This is a genomic window from Nocardioides antri (assembly GCF_008373765.1).
Lineage (GTDB): Bacteria > Actinomycetota > Actinomycetes > Propionibacteriales > Nocardioidaceae > Nocardioides > Nocardioides antri.
The window spans coordinates 333,813-354,861 of sequence record NZ_VUJW01000003.1; the positions used below are offsets into that span (position 1 = coordinate 333,813).

The 21,049-nt window shown below is 73.7% G+C and carries 23 protein-coding genes; 9 read left to right on the forward strand and 14 right to left on the reverse strand.

Annotated features, from left to right (window positions below; translation table 11 throughout):
* Positions 1–15 precede the first annotated feature (15 nt).
* Complete coding sequence (locus F0U47_RS07780; RefSeq protein WP_246159516.1) at positions 16–792, reverse strand: DUF3027 domain-containing protein; 777 nt, start codon at positions 790–792, stop codon at positions 16–18.
* Positions 793–965: 173 nt separating this feature from the next.
* Here F0U47_RS07780 and F0U47_RS07785 point away from each other — a divergent pair, with 173 nt between their 5' ends.
* Positions 966–2,363: an MFS transporter gene (locus tag F0U47_RS07785; RefSeq protein WP_149749738.1), complete on the forward strand. Its 1,398-nt coding sequence runs from the start codon at positions 966–968 to the stop codon at positions 2,361–2,363.
* 33 nt (positions 2,364–2,396) lie between these two features.
* Here F0U47_RS07785 and F0U47_RS07790 read toward each other — a convergent pair whose 3' ends face one another.
* Positions 2,397–2,792 carry a cold-shock protein gene (locus tag F0U47_RS07790; protein ID WP_149749739.1) on the reverse strand — a complete coding sequence of 132 codons (396 nt, stop codon included), beginning with the start codon at positions 2,790–2,792 and terminating at the stop codon, positions 2,397–2,399.
* A 211-nt stretch (positions 2,793–3,003) separates the two neighbouring features.
* Between F0U47_RS07790 and F0U47_RS07795 the strand changes: the two genes are divergently transcribed.
* Together F0U47_RS07795 and F0U47_RS07800 are read left to right on the forward strand one after the other, a co-directional pair.
* Positions 3,004–5,148 (forward strand): S8 family serine peptidase, encoded by a 2,145-nt coding sequence (locus tag F0U47_RS07795; RefSeq protein ID WP_188111217.1) that lies wholly within the window; start codon positions 3,004–3,006, stop codon positions 5,146–5,148.
* On the forward strand, positions 5,145–5,735 hold the full coding sequence (locus F0U47_RS07800; protein ID WP_149749741.1) for a GNAT family N-acetyltransferase: 591 nt from the start codon (positions 5,145–5,147) through the stop codon (positions 5,733–5,735). Before F0U47_RS07795 ends, F0U47_RS07800 begins: the two co-directional genes overlap by 4 nt.
* Before the next feature lie 6 nt (positions 5,736–5,741).
* Here the strand turns inward: F0U47_RS07800 and F0U47_RS07805 are convergent, their stop codons facing one another.
* Both F0U47_RS07805 and F0U47_RS07810 read right to left on the reverse strand, forming a co-directional pair.
* Positions 5,742–7,439, reverse strand: a complete 1,698-nt coding sequence (locus tag F0U47_RS07805) for an FHA domain-containing protein (protein WP_149749742.1) — start codon at positions 7,437–7,439, stop codon at positions 5,742–5,744.
* Positions 7,440–7,444: 5 nt separating this feature from the next.
* The gene (locus F0U47_RS07810; RefSeq protein ID WP_149749743.1) at positions 7,445–8,251 is read right to left on the reverse strand and encodes a PP2C family protein-serine/threonine phosphatase; all 807 of its coding nucleotides are present in this window, start codon (positions 8,249–8,251) and stop codon (positions 7,445–7,447) included.
* Between the two features lie 18 nt (positions 8,252–8,269).
* On the opposite strand from F0U47_RS07810, the gene F0U47_RS07815 reads away from it, so the two are divergent.
* On the forward strand, positions 8,270–10,531 hold the full coding sequence (locus tag F0U47_RS07815) for a helicase-associated domain-containing protein (protein ID WP_149749744.1): 2,262 nt from the start codon (positions 8,270–8,272) through the stop codon (positions 10,529–10,531).
* Positions 10,532–10,565: 34 nt separating this feature from the next.
* Positions 10,566–12,227, forward strand: a complete 1,662-nt coding sequence (locus tag F0U47_RS07820) for a DNA repair helicase XPB (RefSeq protein ID WP_149749745.1) — start codon at positions 10,566–10,568, stop codon at positions 12,225–12,227.
* Here the strand turns inward: F0U47_RS07820 and F0U47_RS07825 are convergent.
* Positions 12,224–12,502, reverse strand: a complete 279-nt coding sequence (locus F0U47_RS07825; protein WP_149749746.1) for a DUF2087 domain-containing protein — start codon at positions 12,500–12,502, stop codon at positions 12,224–12,226. The two genes, F0U47_RS07820 and F0U47_RS07825, sit on opposite strands and share 4 nt — an antisense overlap.
* A 10-nt stretch (positions 12,503–12,512) precedes the next feature.
* Positions 12,513–12,815, reverse strand: coding sequence for a chorismate mutase (locus F0U47_RS07830; RefSeq protein ID WP_149749747.1), 303 nt, complete (start codon positions 12,813–12,815; stop codon positions 12,513–12,515).
* Between the two features lie 50 nt (positions 12,816–12,865).
* On the opposite strand from F0U47_RS07830, the gene F0U47_RS07835 reads away from it, so the two are divergent.
* On the forward strand, positions 12,866–13,483 hold the full coding sequence (locus F0U47_RS07835) for an HD domain-containing protein (RefSeq protein WP_149749748.1): 618 nt from the start codon (positions 12,866–12,868) through the stop codon (positions 13,481–13,483).
* Here the strand turns inward: F0U47_RS07835 and F0U47_RS07840 are convergent.
* The 3 genes from F0U47_RS07840 to F0U47_RS07850 are packed head-to-tail and all read right to left on the reverse strand — an operon-like array spanning position 13,466 to position 14,922.
* Positions 13,466–13,732: a DUF4031 domain-containing protein gene (locus F0U47_RS07840; protein WP_149749749.1), complete on the reverse strand. Its 267-nt coding sequence runs from the start codon at positions 13,730–13,732 to the stop codon at positions 13,466–13,468. The genes F0U47_RS07835 and F0U47_RS07840 overlap by 18 nt on opposite strands.
* Positions 13,733–13,750: 18 nt before the next feature.
* Positions 13,751–14,563: a hypothetical protein gene (locus tag F0U47_RS07845; RefSeq protein WP_149749750.1), complete on the reverse strand. Its 813-nt coding sequence runs from the start codon at positions 14,561–14,563 to the stop codon at positions 13,751–13,753.
* Entirely contained in the window at positions 14,563–14,922 is a 360-nt protein-coding gene (locus F0U47_RS07850; RefSeq protein ID WP_149749751.1) for a hypothetical protein, read from the reverse strand. The genes F0U47_RS07845 and F0U47_RS07850 overlap by 1 nt, the downstream gene beginning before the upstream one ends.
* Positions 14,923–15,015: 93 nt before the next feature.
* Here F0U47_RS07850 and F0U47_RS07855 point away from each other — a divergent pair, with 93 nt between their 5' ends.
* A complete protein-coding gene (locus F0U47_RS07855) occupies positions 15,016–15,387 on the forward strand; it encodes a DUF8819 family protein (protein WP_149749752.1) in 372 nt (123 codons plus the stop codon).
* A 6-nt stretch (positions 15,388–15,393) separates the two neighbouring features.
* Here the strand turns inward: F0U47_RS07855 and F0U47_RS07860 are convergent, their stop codons facing one another.
* The gene (locus F0U47_RS07860; protein WP_246159517.1) at positions 15,394–16,116 is read right to left on the reverse strand and encodes a GntR family transcriptional regulator; all 723 of its coding nucleotides are present in this window, start codon (positions 16,114–16,116) and stop codon (positions 15,394–15,396) included.
* Between the two features lie 105 nt (positions 16,117–16,221).
* Between F0U47_RS07860 and F0U47_RS07865 the strand changes: the two genes are divergently transcribed.
* On the forward strand, positions 16,222–16,845 hold the full coding sequence (locus F0U47_RS07865; RefSeq protein ID WP_246159518.1) for an alpha-ketoglutarate-dependent dioxygenase AlkB: 624 nt from the start codon (positions 16,222–16,224) through the stop codon (positions 16,843–16,845).
* A 21-nt stretch (positions 16,846–16,866) separates the two neighbouring features.
* On the opposite strand, the gene F0U47_RS07870 is transcribed toward F0U47_RS07865, so the two are convergent.
* The 4 genes from F0U47_RS07870 to F0U47_RS07885 all read right to left on the reverse strand — a co-directional run bounded on the left by F0U47_RS07870 (position 16,867) and on the right by F0U47_RS07885 (position 19,560).
* Positions 16,867–17,271 (reverse strand): VOC family protein, encoded by a 405-nt coding sequence (locus F0U47_RS07870; protein WP_149749754.1) that lies wholly within the window; start codon positions 17,269–17,271, stop codon positions 16,867–16,869.
* A gap of 68 nt (positions 17,272–17,339) precedes the next feature.
* Positions 17,340–18,131 (reverse strand): 3'(2'),5'-bisphosphate nucleotidase CysQ, encoded by a 792-nt coding sequence (locus tag F0U47_RS07875; RefSeq protein WP_246159519.1) that lies wholly within the window; start codon positions 18,129–18,131, stop codon positions 17,340–17,342.
* A 20-nt stretch (positions 18,132–18,151) separates the two neighbouring features.
* Positions 18,152–18,775, reverse strand: a complete 624-nt coding sequence (gene pth, locus F0U47_RS07880; protein ID WP_149750536.1) for an aminoacyl-tRNA hydrolase — start codon at positions 18,773–18,775, stop codon at positions 18,152–18,154.
* Positions 18,776–18,897: 122 nt separating this feature from the next.
* On the reverse strand, positions 18,898–19,560 hold the full coding sequence (locus tag F0U47_RS07885) for a 50S ribosomal protein L25/general stress protein Ctc (protein WP_149749755.1): 663 nt from the start codon (positions 19,558–19,560) through the stop codon (positions 18,898–18,900).
* A 276-nt stretch (positions 19,561–19,836) separates the two neighbouring features.
* On the opposite strand from F0U47_RS07885, the gene F0U47_RS07890 reads away from it, so the two are divergent.
* Complete coding sequence (locus F0U47_RS07890; protein ID WP_149749756.1) at positions 19,837–21,018, forward strand: DUF8462 domain-containing protein; 1,182 nt, start codon at positions 19,837–19,839, stop codon at positions 21,016–21,018.
* The last annotated feature ends 31 nt before the right edge of the window (positions 21,019–21,049 follow it).

Here is a 21,049-nt window from a genome sequence, read left to right on the forward strand (position 1 = left end):
CTCGCGCCAAAGACTTCAGAAGGGTTCTAGGTCGTCCGTCGTCATCGTGTCGACCACCGGCGGCGCCGGGGGGACCGGGGCGTGCCGCTTGCTGAGCCGCACCTCGGAGTGGGCGCCGCAGCCGTGGTCGAAGGAGACCACCCGGCCGTCGTCGTTGGCGTCCTTGTTGGCGCAGACGCCGAAGAGCTCGGACAGGGGACCGGCGAGCCGGACCAGGAAACCGCAGGTCGTGCAGGTCTCGGGCGCGGACTTGGCCAGCGGGGAGTCGGGGCCGCCGTCCCCGGCGTACCACCGCTCGGCGGCGAGGTCGCGGCCCTCGGGCGACAGCGTGCGCACCCGGCCGAGGCCGAGGTCCTTCGCGACCTGGCGGACCTGGGCCTTCTCGTCGGCGTCGAGCGGGTCGTCACCGAAGGAGTACGTCGGCACGAGGCGCGGGTCGTCGTCCTCGATGGGCAGCAGGTCCCCGGGCGAGAGGTCGCCGGGCTCGATCCGCTCGCGGTAGGGCACCCAGGCGGGCGCGACGATCGCGTCCGGACCGGGCAGCAGCACGACCTCGGCGACGGTGACGCGCTTCTGGCGCGAGGCGCGGGTCATGGTGACGGCCCACTGCCAGCCGACGTAGCCACGGCGGGTGCAGCTGAAGAGGTGGGTGACGACGCGCTGGCCCTCGATCTGGTGGCCGAGGTAGTCGCCGACGTCGGCAGCGTCGACGTCCTCGAGCAGCGCGGCGCGAGCGTCGTCGACGGCGGCAGCCGTCACGGCGTCGGTCGACCTGCGCTCGATGGTGTTCACGGGTGCAGTGTCGCGCATCGGGCACGGTGTCGTCACGTCGGGGCTGACGATGGTTGCCGAGCAGGCAAGATAGGCCCGTGACGTCGCAGCCGCCTCCTCCGCCGCCTCCGAGCGGGGGCGGCGGGGCGTCGTACCCTCCTCCTCCGCCGCCGTCCGGCGAGGCGCCGCCGGCGATGGCACCAGCCGACCCGGAGCCGACCCGCACGGTCGGGCAGAGCGTCGGCACCGGCGCGAAGGCGACCGCCCGCGGGCTGCGCGGCTTCGCCAGGGGCACCGGCCGGTTCGGTCGCGCGACCTTCCGGCAGGCCCGGCGGGCCGCCGGCGCGCAGGGGGCCGACCGGTCCGGCCTGAACCGGCTGATCGAGCTGCACACCTGCAACGCAGCCGGCGACACCGCGGTCGCGATTGCCCTCGCCGGCACGATCTTCTTCGCCGGCGCCACCAGCGAGGCGCGGGGCCAGGTCGCGCTCTTCCTCGGGCTCACGATGCTCCCGTTCGCGATCGTCGCGCCGCTGATCGGCCCGTTCCTCGACCGGTTCAGCCACGGCCGCCGCTGGGCGATCGGCGCCACGTTCGCGATCCGCGGGTTCCTCTGCTGGGTCCTCGCCGACGCGGTGGCGGACGAGTCCGTGTGGCTCTACCCGGCGGCGTTGGGGGTCCTCGTCTCGTCCAAGGCGTACGGCGTGACCCGCGCCGCCGCCGTGCCGCGACTGCTCCCGCCCGAGATCACGCTGGTGAAGGCGAACGGCCGGGTCTCCCTCGCCGGCGTCGTGGGCGCGAGCGTCTCGGCGCCGCTGGCGGGCGCCGCGGCGTACTTCGGCGCCGACTGGGCGCTGCGCTACGCCTTCCTGGTGTTCGTGCTCGGCACGGTCGTCGCGATCCTGCTGCCGGGCAAGGTCGACGCGACCGAGGGCGAGCAGGAGGTCGAGGAGACGACGACCGGCGGTCGCCGCAGGACCGGGATGCCGCCCAAGGTGGCCTTCGCGCTGCGCGTCAACTGCGGGCCGCGCTGGCTGTCGGGCTTCCTCACGATGTACATGACGTTCCTGCTGCGCGCCGAGCCGATCGACGGGTGGGAGGACCGGACCACGCTGCTCATCGGCCTCGTCATCGGCGGCGCCGGCCTCGGGAACACGCTGGGCATCGTGCTCGCCTCGCTGGCGAAGAAGATCAACCCCGCGATCACCGTGGTCGCCGCACTCATCGCCGACATCGTGATCGTGGCGCTCGCCGCCACCTTCTACAGCCTGATCGCGCTGGTCACCCTCGGGCTGACGGCCGGGCTGACGCAGTACCTCGCGAAGGTCTCGCTCGACTCCACGATCCAGACCGGGGTGCCGTCGCGCGCCCACTCGAGCGCGTTCGCACGCGGCGACACCACCCTGCAGCTCGCCTGGGTGATCGGCGGGTTCGTCGGCATCGCGATGCCGTGGATCCCGCAGCTCGGCCTCGGCGCCGCAGCGGTCATCCTCGGCGCCTGGGCGCTCTATGTGCTCGGCAACCGGCCCCGGAAGCCGGCTGCCGCGGTGGCCGCCCCGCCTCCTCCGACAGCCGGCAGCCACCACGCCTGAGGCGCCCCGGACCTGTCAGACCGATCAGGCCTCTCAGGCCTCCAGCTCGTCGGCGAGGGCGCGCAGGAGCTTGGCGACGGGCTGCGCCGTGCGGCGGTCCGGGTGACGGCCGTGCCGGTAGGCCTCGCCGACGCCGTCGAGGAGCCGAATCAGGTCCTCGACGATCGGGACCATCTCCTCCGGCTTCTTCCGCTTCGCCTGCGACTGGTTGCGGGCGACGGACGCGGGCGCGTCCAGCACCTTCACCTGCAGCGCCTGGTCGCCACGGCGGCCCTGGGCGATGCCGAACTCCACGCGCGTCCCGGACTTCAGGGTCGTGACACCGTCGGGCAGCGCGTCGGAGCGGACGTAGACATCCGGCCCGTCCGGCTGGGAGAGGAAGCCGAAGCCCTTCTCCGCGTCGTACCACTTCACCTTGCCAGTCGGCACGGTCTCGACCCTTCTCTACGAGTGCGCTCCGGCCGATCCGGAGCGCGACGAGAAAGCGTAGGACATGGGTACGACGGACCACGAACGGCTTTCCCGAGAGCGTCGGTTTCCACACCCTGGGGGTTGAGGGCTTGCCTACCCCTGGTACGGCTGGGACAGAATGCACGGTCCGGGAGCACTGAGGTACCGGCTCGGGACAGGAAGGGGACGGATGCGCGCCTACGCACGTCGGCGACGTCTGCAGCGCGGCCGCGCCCTCCCCACTGCTCTGGCCGCAGCGATCGTCGTCACGACCCTTGCCGCCGCCCCGGTCCACGGCGACGACGGCAATGACGCGACCACCCTCCACCTGGTCACGCTGCGCGGACCGGGCACCGCCGGCCACCGGGGGCAGGCGCCGGAGCCCGTGGTGGCCGCCCGCATGCTCGACGTCCAGGCTGCCGTGCTCGACGACATCGGTGCCGGCGACCCCGTCTACCAGTGGACCGCCGCGCTCAACGGGTTCGCCGTCGAGCTCACCGAGGAGCAGCACGACGCCCTGGCCGCCGACGACCGGGTCGCGCTGGTCGAGGAGAACGCGCTCCGCCCGCTGGCCGGCCTGTCCGAGGCGTCCGTGGCGCCGGACCTCCAGTCCGCGCACGGGCCGGCTTCTCGCCGTCGTACGGCGGGCGGTGCCGGCGTGGTGATCGGCTTCGTCGACACCGGCGTCGACCCGGCGAGCCCGGCCTTCTCCCAGGTGTCCGCCCTCGGGCCGGTCCCCCGGCGCTACGCCGGCAGCTGTGCCGACGCCGACGACGACACCTGGGACGACACTGACTGCTCCGCCAAGATCGTCGGCGCGCAGTTCTACGTCGAGGGCTTCGGCGTCGACGCGCTGCAGTCCTCCTCGTCGCTCTCCCCCCGCGACGACCACGGCCACGGCACGGAGTCGGCGTCCATCGCCGCCGGCACCGCCGACGTCGCCGTGCGGTCCGGCCAGCACCGGCTCGGCCGGTTCTCCGGCATCGCGCCGCGGGCCCGGATCGCGGTCTACAAGGCATGCTGGTCGGCGCCCGACCCGGACGACGACGGGTGTGCGACCGCGGACCTGGTGGCCGCGATCGACCGCGCCGCTGCCGACCGCGTCGACGTCCTGAACCTCGGGGTCGGCGGGCCCTCCGGCACGATCGACACCGTAGACCGCGCCCTCCTCGGCGCCACCGAGGCCGGTGCCGTCGTGACCGCGGCCGCAGGCAACAGCGGCTCCGACGCTTACGCCGCTCACCCCGCCCCGTGGGTGGTCACGGTCGGCGCCAGCACGTCCGCGCAGCGGGTCGGCGCCGTGGTCACCAGGGACGGCCCGCGCCTGGACGGTGCGATGGCGGCAACGGCGCCCGTCGGGCCAGCCCGCCTGGTCCTCGGCGCCGACGCGGCCGCGGCGGGCGTGCCGCGCGCCGACGCCCGGGTGTGCGCTCCGGGCAGCCTCGACGCCCGCCGGGTCCGGGACGCGGTCGTGCTGTGTGAGCGCGGCACCGTCCCGCGGGTCGCGAAGTCGATGACCGTCCGCCTCGCCGACGGCGCCGGCATGGTCCTGGCCAACAGGGGCCCGGGCTCCACCGACGCCGACCTCCACGCCGTACCCACGGTGCACATCGCTGCCCGCGACGGTCGCTCCCTGCGCGCGTGGGCGCGGGACCGCCGGCGTCCCGAGGTGCGGCTCGTGACGGTCGGCCGCGAGCGGACGCCGCCCCGGGTCGCCCGGTTCAGCAGCGGCGGCGACCCCACCTGGTCGGTGATCAAGCCCGACCTCGTCGCTCCCGGCACGAGCGTGCTCGCCGCCACCACCGGCGGGTGGGAGGTCGTCAGCGGCACGTCGGCGGCGACGGCCCACGTCAGCGGCGTCGCCGCCCTCCTGCTCGGACAGCCCGGCACCACGCCGGCCGAGGTCCGCTCGGCCCTGCTGACCTCGACGACGCCGATCAGCCGACACGCCGGCCTCCGGTCCGGCACCGGCCAGGTGCGGATCAGCAGGGTTCCACCGATGGCGTACGTCGTCGACACCCGCCACTACCGCGGCTGGCTGACCGGTCGCCGGCGCGACCTCGACCTCCCCCAGGCACTGATGCGGACCGGCCGCCTCGTCGTACGCCGGACCATCACCAACACCGGCCTCCGGCCGCTCTGGCTGACGACGCACCTCCGGGGCTTCGACAGCCCGGTACGGGTGAGCCCGTCGGCGGGGCTGCTCCGCCCAGGGCGCCGGCTGACCTTCACGATCAGCCTGCCGTCGCCGCCGCGGACGACGGACAAGGGCATCGTGGTGTGGCACTCCGCCACGGGGGACGAGACCCGGCTCGCCGTGGTGATCACCCGGTGACCGAGTCGTCCGCGCCCCGTCTCGACCCGCCGCCGGTCCCGATCAAGACCGAGCGGCTCGAGCTGCGCTACATCACGCCCGCCGACATCGACGGGCTGCGCTACTACACCGATCCCGAGGTGTGCCGCTACCTGCCGTTCCCGCCCGCCGACGAGGCCGCGCTGGTGACCCGGGTCGCCAACATGGCGAGCCGAATGGCGCCCTCCGAGCCCGACGAGGCACTCGCCCTCGGCGTCGTGCAGGACGGCGACCTGGTCGGCGACCTGATGCTCCGGCTCCGCACCCGGGCCGACGACCAGAGCCCGCCGGCGGTCGCCGAGGTCGGGTGGTGCTTCGCGCCGTCGCACGCCGGACGCGGGCTGGCCACCGAGGCCGCCACAGCACTGATCACGCTGGCGTTCGACTATTACCCCCTGCACCGGATCTACGCCAGCCTCGACCCCCGCAACGAGCGGTCGGCCGCGCTCTGCGAGCGGCTCGGGATGACCCGCGAGGCCCACCTGCGTCGCGACTTCCCCGAGCCCGACGGCAGCTGGACGGACACGGTGACCTACGGCCTGCTCCGGGAGGAGTGGCCGCAGGGGTGAGCTCCGTCAGGAGCGGGTGACCTGGATCGTGACGCCGTCGCCGAGGTTGATGATCGCGCCCGGCACGAGCTGGACCGCGATGCCCGGCTTGAGGTCCTCGGGGCCGAGGCCCGGCTGGACCAGGACGGTGCCGTTGGTCGACCCCATGTCGGTGACGACCGCGCTCCCCTGGTCGGCGCCGGTGCCGGGCCGGACCTCGATGTGGGTCGAGGAGATCTCGTGCAGGCGGCTCGGCACGGTGACCAGGTGGGGCTGCTCGGTCGACGTGAACCGGCGCGCCTCGGGCGCGCGGCCGATCAGGATCACCCGGTCGACGAGCACCTGCTGGCCGTCGCTGATCATCAGCTTGGCGACGGCCTCTTCCCCGGCGGGCCCCGGGGCCGGCGGCGGGGCGGGAGCCGGCGGCGGGGGCGGCGTCCCTCCGATCGGCTCCCATGACCCCACCGGCAGCGGCGGGGGCGGCAGGTCGACCGCCGGTGCGTCCGGGGCCGGCGGCGGCGGGGCGTACGGCGGCGGCGCGACCTCGGTCATCGCGGCGGCCGGCGCGTCGGACGGCGGCGCGCCCTCCGTCAGCGGCGCGGACTCGTCGTCGGTCGGCTCGACGTCGGTCGGCTCGACGTCGGTCGGCTCGTCCTCGGAGAAGTCCGGCACGTCCATCAGCTCGGTCTCCGGGCCCGCCTCGGCGACGGACTGTTCGGACGCCTCGGGGGTGCCCCTCGGCGGGGTCCCTGCCGGCGGGGGCGGGGTGTCCCAGGGGGTCACCCATCCCGACGGCGCCGGGGCAGGGGGCAGCGGGTCGGTGAGCGGGTCGCCGCCCGCCGGCATCACCACTTCCTGATCGTCGGCAGCTCCCTCGGCTGCCGGCTCGTCGAAGGGGGCGGGCTCGTCGAGCGGGGCGGGCTCGTCGAGCGGCGCGGGCGCCTCGGCCATCGCGTCCATCGCCTCGTCCGAAGGAGACGCCTCCGCCATCGCCGACTCGTCCACCAAGGCCCCGTCCACGGGCTCGGCGTCGTCGCACGCCTCCTCGGCCAGAGCCTCGTCAGCCAACGCCTCGTCAGCCGTCGCCCCGGCCGCGGCTGCACCGAACGCACCGGCGACGACCACGCCCCCGGCATCGGCCTCCGCGGCTTCGGTCCCGAGGCCGACCTCCTTGGCCTCCTTGGCCTCCTTGGCCTCCTCGGCCTCCTCCACCTCCGGAGCGGCATCGGCGGCGGGCTCCTGCTCGGGCTCGGCGGGCGGTGCGTACGGCGGCCGGTCGATCCGCGCGACCCGCACCAGTCCGGTGACGATGCCGAAGTCGGTGCCGGCGTGCTCGACGTCGGCGTCGGCCTCGGCGAGCTCGACGGACAGGGCGGTCACGCCGTCGACGCTCCGCTCGACCCAGGTCCCGCTGGCGTTGCCATCGATCGTGACGTCCTCGCCGTCGGTGGCGAGGGTCGCGCTGACGCCGGAGCCGCGCAGCAGCACCCGCGTCGGCCCCTCGTCGGTGCTCACCAGCACGAAGGCGGGCAGGCGGCTCAGACCGGAGGCGAGCAGTGCGTCGAGGACCTCGTCGAACGCGGCGCCGCCGTCGACGAGGGACCAGACGCCGATCACCTGGTCGCGCTGCGACTCGGGCAACAGCACCGTGACGCGCGGCCCGAACGCCGCGAACCACGGGCCGGTGCGGTAGGACCAAGCACCTGCTGCGCCGGTTGCGCTCATCGCACTCATGGGTGTGCCCCCGTCTCCTGCCTCGAACTCGTCTGCCTGGCCAATCCCACCACATCGACGATCACCGCGGTCGCGTTGTCACGGCCGCCCGCCGCGACCGCTGCCGCGACCACCGCGTCGGCGGCGGCCCCCGGCTCCTGGTGCTCGCCCAGGATCCGAGCGATGTCGTCGTGCGCGAGCATTCCGCTCACCCCGTCCGAGCACAACAGGATCCGCCCGGAAACCTCCGCTGGGACGACGAAGAGATCGGGCCGGTAGCGCACCGGGCCGCCGAGCGCACGGGTGACGATGTGGCTGTCCGGGTGCGTGGCCGCGTCCGCGGCGTCGATGGTCCCGTCGTCGACCAGCTCCTGCACCAGGCTGTGGTCGACGGTGACCTGGGTGAGCTCGGACCCCGCGAACCGGTAGCCGCGGGAGTCGCCGAGGTTCGCCAGCAGCCAGTACGGTTCCGCGACGTCGCTCACGAGGACCGCGACGACCGCCGTGGTGCCGGACCCGAAGAGCAGCTCGCCCGCGGCATGGTGGGCGGCGTCGTACGCGTCGATCCGGGTGTGGACGGCGGCGAGCGTCTCGGCGACGGCGTCGGCCGCTGAGTCGGCGTCGAACCCCTCCTCGGCGAGCCGCGCGAACTCCTCCACGACGTAGGCGCTCGCCACCTCCCCGTGGTCGTGGCCGCCCATGCCGTCGGCCACGACGAACACCGGAGGCGCCGCCAGGTGGGCGTCCTCGTTGACCTCGCGGACCAGTCCGACATCGGTCGCGGCGCCGTACCGCAGGTCGACCCGCGTCACCGCACCACCCACGTCGGTAGCGTGGGTCGGGTGGGCAGCGGAGCGTCAGGGACAGCGGGGCATCGGTCGCTTGCCGACCAGCTCCGGTCCTGGACCGACGAGCAGGTGAGCTTCCTGCTCACCTCGCGCCCGGACCTGGCCACTCCCGCCCCTCACGACTTCTCTCAGCTGGCGTCGCGCGCCGCGATCAGGAGCTCGATCGCCCGCGCGCTGGACTCGCTCACCCGGGGCGAGCTCTCGGTGCTTGATGCCCTGGTCGTCGCCGGCCAAACCGGTGACGCGGAGATCGCGACGATCGTGCACGCGGATGAGGAGTACGTCGTCGCGGCGCTCGCCCGGCTCCGCGCCCTCGCCCTCGCCTGGGACTCGCCGGAGGGCCTCCGCGCGCTGACCGGGGTGGCCGACTGCCTCACCGGCGGGCCCGAGGCCGGCGTGAGCGGGCTGCGACCCCGGACGCCGGACGCGCCGCCGCCGGCGGTGGTCGCGGCGCGCCTGGACGAGCTCTCCGACGTCGCGCGCGCGATGCTCGACCACGTCGTCGAGCACGGCGGGGAGGCGACTGCCGGCACCGTCCGCCGCAACATCCGCCCGGAGGACGCCGCGACGCCCGTCGAGGAACTGCTGTCGCGCGGACTCCTGGTCCCTGCCCGCGACGAGCTGCTGGTCGTCCCCGGCGAGGTGGGTCTGGCGTTCCGGGGCGGACGTACGACGACCGAGCGCGTGGACCAGCCGCCGTCGCTCGCGACCGCGGAGCGGCCGGCGCGGCTGACCGAGGGCGCCGCGGCCGGCGCCGCCGCGGAGTTCTGCCGCCGCACCGAGCTGTTGCTCGAGTGGTGGAGCACCCGTCCCGCCGCCGCGCTGCGGACGGGCGGCCTCGGCGTCCGCGAGCTGAAGGCGGCGGCGGTCCACCTCCACCTCTCCGAGCCGGACACGGCCCTCCTGGTCGAGACCGCGTCGGCGGCAGGGCTGATCGCGACGCGGGCGGACGGCGACGGCAACCCGGTCTGGGTGCCGACGGACGCCTTCGACACCTGGCTGGCCGCCGACCTCGCGTCGCGCTGGGTCACGCTGGCGCGGGCATGGCTCGCCAGCCCGCGGCTGCCCGGCCTGGTGGGCCAGCGGGCCGCCGACGACAAGCCCTGGAACGCGCTGACCCCGGAGCTGGCGTCCGCGCTCATGCCGGAGACCCGCGCGATGACCCTCGCCGTGCTGGCGGAGGTGCCGCCCGGTCACGCCTTGGCGTCGGGGACCGGCCTGCCGTCCCTGGTGGGGCGGCTGGCGTGGCTGCGCCCGCGCCGGCCGCGCTCACGTGCCGACCAGGTGGCGTGGACCATCGCCGAGGCGCGGGCGCTCGGGGTGACCGGGCTGGACGCGCTGTCGCCGTACGGCCGGGCGCTCATCGCCGGTGACGACCCCACGCCGGTCCTGGCCGCACTCCTGCCCGAGCCCGTCGACCACGTGCTGATCCAGGCCGACCTCACCGCGGTGGCGCCCGGCCCGCTCGAGTCCGGCATCGCGCGGTCGTTGCAGCTGCTCGCCGACGTCGAGTCCCGCGGCGCGGCAACGGTCTACCGCTTCAGCGCGCAGTCCGTACGACGCGCGCTCGATGCCGGCTGGACCGCTGCCGAGGTCCACGCCTTCCTGGCGTCGGTGTCGCGCACGCCCGTCCCGCAACCGCTGAGCTATCTCGTCGACGACGCGGTGCGGACGTTCGGTCAGCTGCGGGTCGGGTACGCCGAGGCCTTCGTCCGCTCCGACGACGAGGCCGCCCTTGCCGCACTCGCCCACCACCCGAAGGCTCCCGCGCTCGGCCTGCGGCTGCTCGCGCCGACGGTGCTGGTGAGCACCACTCCTGTCGACCTGCTGCTCGTCCGACTGCGCGAGCTCGGCGTCTCCCCCGTCGTCGAGGGACCGGACGGCACGGTCCGGGTCGGGCGGATCGACGAGATGCGGGCGCGCACCCCGAAGTCCCGCCGTCCGGCGCACGACGATGTGCGGCACGCCGTCCAGGTGGCTGCCGCCGTCCGCTCGCTGCGCGCCGGCGACGCGGCCGCCCGGGTGCGGCCGGCCGTCGCCGTCTCCCCCGCCGGTGCCCTCTCCGCACTCCGCGACGCCATCGAGCGCCGAGCGGCGGTCGTCATCGGCTTCACCGACAACCAGGGCGTGGTCGGCGAGCGGGTCGTCGACCCGATCGCCGTGGAGGGCGGCCAGCTCACCGCGCACGACCGCACCGCCGACGACGTACGGACCTTCGCCGTACACCGGATCCAGCGGGTCACCCCGGTCGGGTGAGGCCGCAGGGTCATCAGCCCCGTAAACTCGTGCGGTGACCGACGGCCCCCTCATCGTGCAGTCCGACAAGTCGCTGCTGCTCGAGGTGGACCACGAGCTGGCGGCGGAGTGCCGGCGCGCGATCGCGCCGTTCGCGGAGCTGGAGCGGAGCCCCGAGCACATCCACACCTACCGGCTCACCCCGCTCGGCCTGTGGAACGCGCGCGCGGCCGGGCACGACGCCGAGCAGGTCGTCGACACGCTGCTGACCTACAGCCGCTACGCGGTGCCCCACAACCTGCTCGTCGACGTCGCGGAGACGATGGCGCGCTACGGCCGGCTCCGGCTCGAGAAGCACCCCGTCCACGGCCTCGTGCTGGTGAGCACCGACCGCCCGGTGCTCGAGGAGGTGCTCCGCGCCAAGAAGGTCTCCGGGATGTTCGGCGACCGGATCGACGACGACACGGTCGCCGTGCACCCCTCCGAGCGCGGCAACCTCAAGCAGGCGCTGCTCAAGCTCGGCTGGCCGGCGGAGGACTTCGCCGGCTACGTCGACGGCGAGGCGCACCCGATCGCCCTGGCCGAGGACGGTTGGGAGCTGCGGGCCTACCAGGAGGAGGCTGCCGAGTCGTTCTGGCACGGCGGCTCCGGCGTCGTCGTACTCCCCTGCGGCGCGGGCAAGACCATCGTCGGCGCGGCCGCGATGGCACACGCCGGGGCGACCACGCTGATCCTGGTCACCAACACCGTGAGCGCGCGGCAGTGGAAGGACGAGCTCGTACGCCGCACGTCCCTGACGCCCGAGGAGATCGGCGAGTACTCCGGAGCGGTCAAGGAGATCCGGCCGGTCACCATCGCGACCTACCAGGTGATGACGACCAGGCGGAAGGGCGTCTACCCGCACCTCGAGCTGTTCGACGCGCGCGACTGGGGCCTCATCGTCTACGACGAGGTCCATCTGCTGCCCGCCCCGATCTTCCGGATGACCGCCGACCTCCAGGCCCGGCGCCGGATCGGGCTCACCGCGACGCTGGTGCGCGAGGACGGCCGCGAGGGCGACGTGTTCTCGCTGATCGGTCCCAAGCGCTACGACGCCCCGTGGAAGGACATCGAGGCGCAGGGCTGGATCGCGCCGGCCGACTGCGTCGAGGTGCGGGTCACGCTGCCCGACGCGGTGCGGCTCGCCTACGCGACCGCGGAGCCCGAGGAGCGCTACCGGCTCGCCTCCTGCACCCGGGAGAAGGTGGCCGTCACCCGGGAGCTGGTGACCCGGCACCGCGGTCAGCCCACCTTGGTGATCGGGCAGTACCTCGAGCAGCTCGAGGAGCTCGCCGAGGAGCTGGACGCCCCGGTCATCACCGGCGCCACGACCGTGCGCGAGCGGCAGCGCCTCTACGAGGCGTTCCGCCACGGCGAGATCGACCTCCTCGTCGTCTCCAAGGTCGCGAACTTCTCGATCGACCTGCCGTCGGCCGAGGTCGCGATCCAGGTGTCCGGTTCGTTCGGCTCCCGCCAGGAGGAGGCGCAGCGGCTCGGCCGGCTGCTCCGGCCCGGCGAGCCCGGCCCGGACGGCGAGCGCAAGGTCGCCCGGTTCTACACCCTCGTCTCCCGCGACACGGTCGACGCGGAGTTCGCCCAGAACCGCCAGCGCTTCCTCGCCGAGCAGGGCTACTCCTACCGGATCATCGACGCCGACCAGATCGCGGCGGCCGACTAGACCTCGACCGTCCCGCCCGACCGCCAGTAGACACCGTTCTCGCGGGTGAGGAACCCGTCGTCGACGAGGTAGCGCCGCAGCGCCGCGTGGTCGTCGTGCACCTGCTTGAGCACGGCGTCGACCTCGCGCTCGGAGTAGGTCCGGCCGGGCTCGAACCGCTGGGCGATGTGGTCGAGCACGAACCGCCGCTTCAGGTGCCGGGTCGGCATCGTGTGCAGCCGGCCGTCCGGCGCGAAGAACCGGCGCAGCGTCTCGGCGTCGTCGACTCCCGTCATCGCGCGACCGTCACTCGTCCAGGAACTGCCGGTGGTTCTGGATCACCTCGGCGATGATCACGTTGAGGAACTTCTCCGCGAAGTGCGGGTCGAGGCCCGACGTCTCCGAGAGCGCGCGCAGCCGCGCGATCTGCACGGCCTCCCGCGCCGGGTCGGCCGGCGGCATCCCGGCATGAGCCTTGAGCCGGCCCACCTGCTCGGTGCACTTGAACCGTTCCGCGAGCAGGTGGACGAGTGCGGCATCGAGGTTGTCGATGCTCGCACGCAGTCGGAGCAGTTCCTGGCGCGCCTCGTCGGGGGTCACGGGACCCATCCTGTCCGACCCCTCCCGCGGGGAGGGCGCATGGGTCACAATCAGGGACGATGGACGACAGACCTCCCGGGGAGCCCACCCTGACGTGGCCGCTCCCCGACGCGCCCGACCTGCGCGACGCGCTGCACGCGGCGTACGCCGACCCGGCTCGTGGCTACCACGACGTCCGCCACCTGGCCGAGGTGATCGACCGGCTCGACGAGCTGGCGGCGGCGGGAGCGACGTACGACCGGACGCCGGTGCTGCTGGCCGCGTGGTTCCACGACGCGGTGTACGACGGGGAGCGCGATGCCGAGGAGCGCTCGGCTGCGTGGGCGGAGGACGCGCTGCCCGGCCTGGTGGACGACGCGACCGTCGCCGAGGTCGCGCGCCTGGTGCGCCTGACCGAGTCGCACCGCCCCGAGGACAACGATCCGAACGGCTGCGCGCTGTCCGACGCGGACCTCGGGATCCTCGCCGCGCCCGAGGAGAGGTACGACGACTACGCCGCCGCCGTGCGGGCGGAGTACGCCCACCTCAGCGACGACGTGTTCACCGCCGGGCGTGCCGAGGTGCTGCGCGAGCTGATGGCCAAGCCGCGCCTCTTCCACACGGCCCACGGGCTCGCCCACTGGGAGGACCCGGCCCGGCGCAACATGGAGCGCGAGCTCTCACTGCTCCCTGCGTGACCTCCGCCGCCGCAGCCCGGCCCGCCGCAGCCGCGCGACGAGTTCGCGCGAGCTGACCGGGTGGGCGCCGAGGGCGACCACGTCGTCGTAGCGCTCGGACGGGACGTCGTAGTGGTCTCGGTCGAACCCGCGCTCCGGGATGCCGGCGCGCCGGGCGAAGTGGTGGAGCTCGTCGTACGACTCGTCGCTGGCGAGGTGCGACCACAACCGGCCGTGGCCGGGCGCGTTCGGCGGGTCGATCAGGATCACCCCTCGGAGGCTAGAGGATCAACCGGAGCCGCCCCCGCCACCCCCGTCGAGGTCCCGGCGGACCAGGTCGACGAGGTCCAGGAGGAGCGTGAGCCGCTGACGCTGCTCCTCGACCCAAGCGGTGACCTCTCCCTTCATCTCCAGGAGCCGGTCGATGATCCAGAGCACGCGCTCGATGTCGTCGACGATGTCGGTGACCGCGTCGAAGCCCTTGATCGCGAGCTCGGCGGCGAACGCCGCCCAGCCGGCCGGCCCGGCGACCCGGCTGAGCAGCTTGCGCACCACCCGCTCGCCGCGCTCGAGCAGCTCCATGACGAGCTCCTCGACCTCGATCGCCAGCCGCTCGCTGTGGTCGGCGACCAGCTCGAAGAGCGGCGCTGCCTCCGCGACCAGCATCCCGAGACCCCGGGCGACGAGCGCGTGGCCGTTGACCCGCAGCAGGAAGGACGCGGCCGCGAGCCCACCCCACCGCGGCTCGACGGCGATCGAGAGCACGGTCGCGTTGTCGGCGTAGGTGCCGAGGGCGTCGCGGAACTGCCCGGTGGCGATGGCGTTCTGCCGGATCCGGCGGTAGTCGCCCGTCAGTGGCATCACCAGCAGCTCCTCGAGGCTGCCCTCGGGCAGCTTCCGCAGCCCGAGGCCCGCCTGGTTGAGGGCGTCGATCCCCAGGTTGATCGTGTCCCGGATCCCGCACAGCGCCGCGTCGAGCGCCTCGAACCCGTCGTCGTGGTCGCGCGTGTGGCCGCCCAGGTCGGGGTCGACCAGGTCGAGCGGGCTGGCGTCGAGGAGCCCGGCGCGGCCGGTGACCTGCTCCAGGAAGGACCCGCCCATCACGCCACCACCGGCAGCCAGTCGGCGACCATCTGGTCGACGGCCTTGAGGTCGGCGGTGGTCGCGACCACCGCGTCCCGGATCGACCGCCAGTCCGCGACCGCCCGCTCCTCGACCTCGGTGAAGCCGGCAGCGAGGACGTCCATCAGCTCGGCCAGGGGCGCCAGCAGGCAGATCGGGCTGGGCCGGAACCCGGCGCGCTGGCACACCCAGGTGCGGGCGTGCTCGAAGATCTCGTGCGCCTGCGCCGCCAGCACGTCGATGTCGTCCGGCAGGCCGTCGAGGTCGGTCCAGGACGTGATGTCGATGTCTCCGTCGTCGACCAGGTCGTCGATCACGGCGTCCGCGGTGTCGCTCACAGCTGCTCCCTTCTCGCGACCCTGCTCCCGCAGCAGGGTCGGCTCTCGGGTGCCCGCGGGCGCAGGTTTGCCAAACCGCAGCACAATGAGCCTGTGGACGACCGCGTGATCTTCGAGGCCCGTGCGCTGGTGCTGGCCGACCTGGAGGCCCGCGGCGTGGCGACGGCCGCCACGGTCTCGGCGCTCGACGAGGCCTGCTCGCAGCGCCGGTGGTGGGTGGAGCAGTGGCCGGAGGGTGCCGCCTACGTGGCGGGTCTCATCGCCCAGGACGTGCAGGACTCCCTCGTCGACTCGCACGGGCGGATCGGCGACGCCGGGCTGTGGCCGCGCTGCCGGGCCTGCGGCAAGGGTCCGGTGCACTCCCTCCACATCGAGCCCGACCTCGGCGGCCCCGACCCGACGTGGGTGTGCGAGGAGAGCGGGACGGTCGTCGCCGACCTCGGCCGACTGTCGCGTACGACGTGAGGCCGGTCAGCCGCCGAGCTGGAACGAGACGGTGTGCAGGTCGGCGCGGTAGACGCTGCGCGAGACCTCGATCGGCCGGTCCTCCCAGAGGGCCCGGCGGGTGAGCCGGATGACGACGTCACCCTCCTCGCACTCCAGCAGCCCTGCCTCCTCGGGGGTGGCGACCCCGGCCGAGAGCGAGTCCTCGGCCCAGGTGGGACGCCGTCCGCGGGCGGTGAGCTCGTCGTACAGGCTGTCGGGGAGGTCGGGGCCGTCGAACAGCCCGGGCACGAGCGCGGCATTGATGTAGGCGTCGGACAGGCAGACGGGGTTGCCGTCGGCGAGCCGCAGTCGGCGCCAGCGCAGGACCGGCTCGCGCGGCCCCAGGCCCAGGGCCCGGGCGACGCCGGCAGGTGGCTTGACCCGGTCGGCGGCGAGGGTGCGGCTCTCCGCGACAGTGCCGCGGCCGGCCATGTCCTCGGTGAAGCTGGCGATCCGGCTCGGTTGCCGGCGGGGTTCGGCGACGAAGGTCCCGCGGCCGGGGAACCGTTGCAGGACGCCCTCGGCGACCAGCGCGTCCAGTGCTTGGCGCACGGTCATTCGCGCCACCCCGAACCGCTCGACCAGGTCTCGCTCTGATGGGGCGACCGTGCCGGGCGCAGACCCTGTGACGAGGTCGCGCACGTACTCCCGGATCGCCACGTGCTTCAGCGCTCGGCGGTCAGCCGTTCCCCTGTCGACTGTCTCCACATGGGAAGGGTAGGGCGCCCCTGGGACGCCCGTCCCGGGAACACGGAAATCGCCGACACGCCGCGAGTTCGAACGCGTGTTCGAACTCTGGAGTATGATCGACCTGTGGACTTCCAGAGCACGCTGTTCGGTGCGTCGGCGGCCGCAGCCCTCGGGTTCGACGCCGTCGAGCGGCACGAGCTGAGCGCCGGTGCGTGGGTCGACGTCGCCCGCGGCTGGCTCCCCGAGGCCGACCAGGTGTTCTCCACGATGGTCGAGGAGGTGCCGTGGCGGGCTGAGCGGCGCCGGATGTACGACCGCGTCGTCGACGTCCCGCGCCTCGTCTACACCTACATGATCGGCGAGGACCTCCCCCACCCGGCGCTCACCGCCGCCCGGGAGGCCCTCTCCGACCACTACCTCCCGGAGCTCGGCGAGCCGTTCCGCACGGCCGGCTGCTGCTACTACCGCGACGGCCGCGACAGCGTCGCCTGGCACGGCGACACGATCGGCCGCGGCTCCACCGACGACACGATGGTCGCGATCGTCTCCGTCGGAGACCCGCGCCGGCTGGCGCTGCGCCCGCGTGACCGGGTCGACGGCTCCGGGTCGCTGTCGTTCGAGATGGGCCACGGCGACCTGCTGGTCATGGGCGGCAGCTGCCAGCGCACCTGGGAGCACGCCGTGCCCAAGGTGGCGTCGGCCGGCCCGCGGCTCTCCGTGCAGTTCCGGCCGCTCAACGTGTTCTGAGCGACGTCGGAGCGTGAGCAGTCACCCCGGGAGACCGCTCGCGACCTCTTCGTTCGACCGGAGCACGCAGAACTCGTTGCCCTCCGGGTCGGCCAGCACGACCCAGCCGGTGCCGGGGCCGTAGGTGCCGCGGAGGTCCGCGACCTGCGTCGCGCCGTGGGCGAGGAGGCGCGCCACCTCGGCGTCGCGGGTGCCCTCGCGCGGCCGGAGGTCGAAGTGGATGCGGTTCTTGACCGTCTTCGCGTCGGGCGTCTCGATGAAGAGCACCGAGTGCCCCGTCTCGGGGTCGAGGATGAGGCACTCCTCGTGGCCCGGCTCGTTGGGGTCGTCCGGCGCGTCGGTGTAGCCGAGGACCGGCTTCCACCACTCCGAGAGCGCATAGGCGTCGTGGCAGTCGACCGTGGTGTGCGAGATGTACGACGTCACGCCGTCACTCTCGCGTGGAGACCCGGACGGGCTCAACCCGTTTCCACGCCGGGCATCGTCAGTCGGCGTCAGTCGGTGCCGTGCTCGGCGATGAACGCGAGGATGTCGTCGGCCAGCTCCGGCCGGCAGACGATCACGTCTGGCAGGTAGACGTCGTCCTGGTTGTAGAGGAGCTCGCTGCCGTCGACCCGGCTGGTGAACAGGCCGGCGGCCCGCGCGACCGCGACCGGCGCGGCGGAGTCCCATTCGTACTGGCCACCGGCGTGGACGTAGGCGTCGGCGACGTCGCGCACGACCGACATCATCTTGACGCCCGCGGAGCCCATCGGCACCAGCTCGGCGTCGAGCTTCTCGGCGAGGGCCGCGACGAAGGCCGGCGGGCGGCTGCGGCTGACCGCGATGCGGGGCTTGTCCGACGTCCGCGGGGGTACGACGGGCGGCTGGCCGGTGTTGAACGTCTCGCCGAGCGCGGGCTGGGCCACGGCGCCCGCGGTGAGCGTGCCGCCCTCCCAGACCGCCACGTGCACGGCCCAGTCGTCACGCGGGACCTCGCTGAACTCGCGGGTGCCGTCGAGCGGGTCGATGATCCAGACCTTCGGGGCGCGCAGCCGGGCGTCCTTGTCGACGGCGCTCTCGAGCGCCTCCTCGGACAGGACGGCGTCCCCGGGGCGGTGCTCCGCCAGCAGGGTCATCAGCAGCTCGTGGGCGGCCCGGTCGCCGGCGTCCTTGAGCTCCTTGCCCTCCAGCCCCTCGGCGCGCACCTCGAGCAACCGCCGGCCGGCGGCCTCGGCCAGCCAGGCGGAGAAGAGGTGGTCGTCCGCGACGACCTCGGGAGCGGGGATACCGGCGTCGAAAGTCACGCGGTCAGGGTAGTGGCCGGTCAGGAGTTGAACGTCTGCTGGGTCTTCTCGAGACCGTCGAGGATCAGCGACTCGACCGCGTCGGCGGCGCGGTCGACCTCGAACGGCAGCTCCTTGCGCTCCGCCGGCGAGTAGTTCGACAGCACGAAGTCGGCGACCTCCTGCCGGCCCGGGGGACGGCCGATGCCGGAGCGGATGCGGTAGAAGTCGCCGGTGCCGAAGGACGACCGCAGCGACTTGAGCCCGTTGTGCCCGTTGTCACCGCCGCCGAGCTTCACCCGCAGCGTGCCGAACGGGATGTCGAGCTCGTCGTGGATCGCGATGACCCGCGCGGGCGGGACCTTGTAGAACGTCGTCAGCGCCTTGACCGCGCCGCCGGACTCGTTCATGTAGCAGCGCGCCCTGGCGAGCACGACCCGCGGGCCGGGAGCGCCGGGCGCGCCCAGCCGCCCCTCGACGACGTCGGCGCGGCCTGACTTGTGGGCGCGGAAGCTGCTGCCCATCCGGCGCGCGAGCTCCTCGACCACGAGGTAGCCGACGTTGTGCCGGTGTCCGGCGTACGACGGACCGGGGTTGCCGAGCCCGACGACCAGCCAGACCCCGGAAGCGGCCCCTCCGTCGGCCTCGTCGGCACGGTCGCTCATCGGCTCCTCCGCGGCATCGGCGCTGGTCGTCGTACGCCCGTCGTCGGAGGGCGTGGTCCCCGGCACGGCGCTGCGCACCGGGGAGATCAGTCGGCCCAGGAACCACCTGAGCCGAGTGAACGTCACTCCTCGTCGCCACCCTCGGCCGGCGCCTCGTCGGAGGCCTCGTCGACGAGCTCGGGCTCGTCGCGCTCGATGCCGGCCTCGGCCTCGGCCTCCTCGAGGTCCGCCTCGAGCTGCTCGGCGGTCTGGGCGGCGGTCACGTTGACCACGAGGGTCTCGGGGTCGGTGAGCAGGGTGGTGCCCGAGGGCAGGTCGAGCGAGCCGGCGAGGAACTGGGTGCCGGCCTCGGCACCGGTGATGTCGACCTCGAAGGACTCGGGGATGTGCGTGGCCTCGGCCTCGACCTGGACGGTGGTGTTCTCGGTGACGACCAGGGTCTCCGACGCGGCCTCGCCGACGACGAGGACGGGGACGTCGACGGTGACCTTCTCGCCCCGCCGCACGGCGACGAAGTCGACGTGCTCGAGCACGCGGCGGATCGGGTCGACCTGGACCTGCTTGGTCAGCGCGAGCTGGGACTTGCCCTCGATCTCCAGCTCGAGCAGCGCGTTGGCGCCGCCGTGCTTGATCGCCATCATGGTGTCGTGGCCCGGCAGGGTCAGGTGGATCGTGTCGTTGCCGTGGCCGTAGACGACCGCCGGCACCTTGTCGGCGCGGCGGATGCGGCGGGCGGCGCCCTTGCCGAACTCGGTGCGCAGCTCCGCGGTGATCTTCTCGCTCATCAGGGTCTCCTCGTCGTCGGTATCGGGGCCCCGGAAAGCGGAACGCCGCGCTTCCCTCACCCGGTGACCGGTGGGCGCGCGGCGTCGTACAGAACGAACCGGCCCAGTCGATCACGGAGTCACAGAAGCGGGTGCTCCCTCGCCGAGGCAACCGCACGATGCTAACGGTGTCGGAGGCTTGGAGTGAAATCGGCCGCACACGCGTCCGGCTCCCGGGGCGGTGATACCTGCATATACTTCGTCGGAGTATAAGAAAGTGTCTTCTCGGGAGGTCTCGTGGCTCCGAATCCCTACACCCCCGGCCAGGTCCCCCGCATCCTGGCCGGTCGGGTCGAAGAGCTGCGGCGGATCGAGGACCGCCTGGCCCGGGTGGCGACGTTCGGCGAGCTCGGCGGCCCGCTCCTGGTGTTCCACGCCCCGCGCGGGATCGGCAAGACGTCGCTGCTGCGCATCGCCCAGCGCCGCGCGGCGGAGCTCGGGTTCATCTCGGCCTGGGTGGCCTGCTCCCGCGAGCGGCCGGTGCTGCCGGAGGTGGTGCACGCCGTGCGCCGGTCCCTGGAGGACGCCGACGCCCTGCCCACCGGTGGCGCGGGAAGCCGGTGGCGCAAGCGGTTGGACACCGTGACCATCGAGGTGGGCGTGCCGGGGGCGAAGGTGCAGGCGGAGATCGCCGCGCCGCCCGAGAAGGCGGAGGAGCCCGTGGCGGGCGCCCCCATCGGTGCGCTGCAGGCGCTGCTCCACGACACCGCGACGCTCGTACGCCGCCGCGGCGGTGCCGGGCTGCTGCTGTTCCTCGACGAGCTCCACACAGCGTCTCCCGACGACATGTCGGTGCTCCTCAACACCCTGCAGAACCTCGACGGGGACCGCGCCGACAACCCGCTGGCGGTCGTCGCCGCCGGCCTTCCGGTAACGCCCGAGGCGCTGACCCGCGCCGCGACGTTCGGCGAGCGCAGCTCGTTCGTCTCGCTGGACGTGCTCAACGACCAGGACGCCCGCAGCGTGCTGACCGCCCCCGCCGAGGCCGAGGGGGTCACCTGGACCAGCGGCGCGCTCGACGCCATCGTCGCCGAGGCCCGCGGCTACCCCTACCTGCTGCAGCTGATCGGCAGCAGCACCTGGGACGCCGCCGGCCCCGACCGCGGGGACAAGCTGACCCTGGCCGACGTCCGCAAGGGCCTGCCCGCCGCGCGGGACCAGCTGACCGCGATGCATCGCGCCCGCTGGGGAGCGGCCACACCCCTGGAGCAGGCGTTCCTCGCGGCTATGGCCACGGCGGGGCGGGACAACGTCACCCGGGCCGAGATCGCGGAGCGGATGGGCCGCGAGTCCCGAGCGATCAGCGTTCCCCGCGAGCGCCTGATCGAGAAGGGCGTCATCGAGCCGGTCGGCCACGGGCTCGTGCGGTTCACCCTGCCCGGCTTCGGCGACTTCGTCCGCCGCCTCGACGAGGAGTAGGCCTCAGATCCAGCGTCGCGTGGGCGAGCGG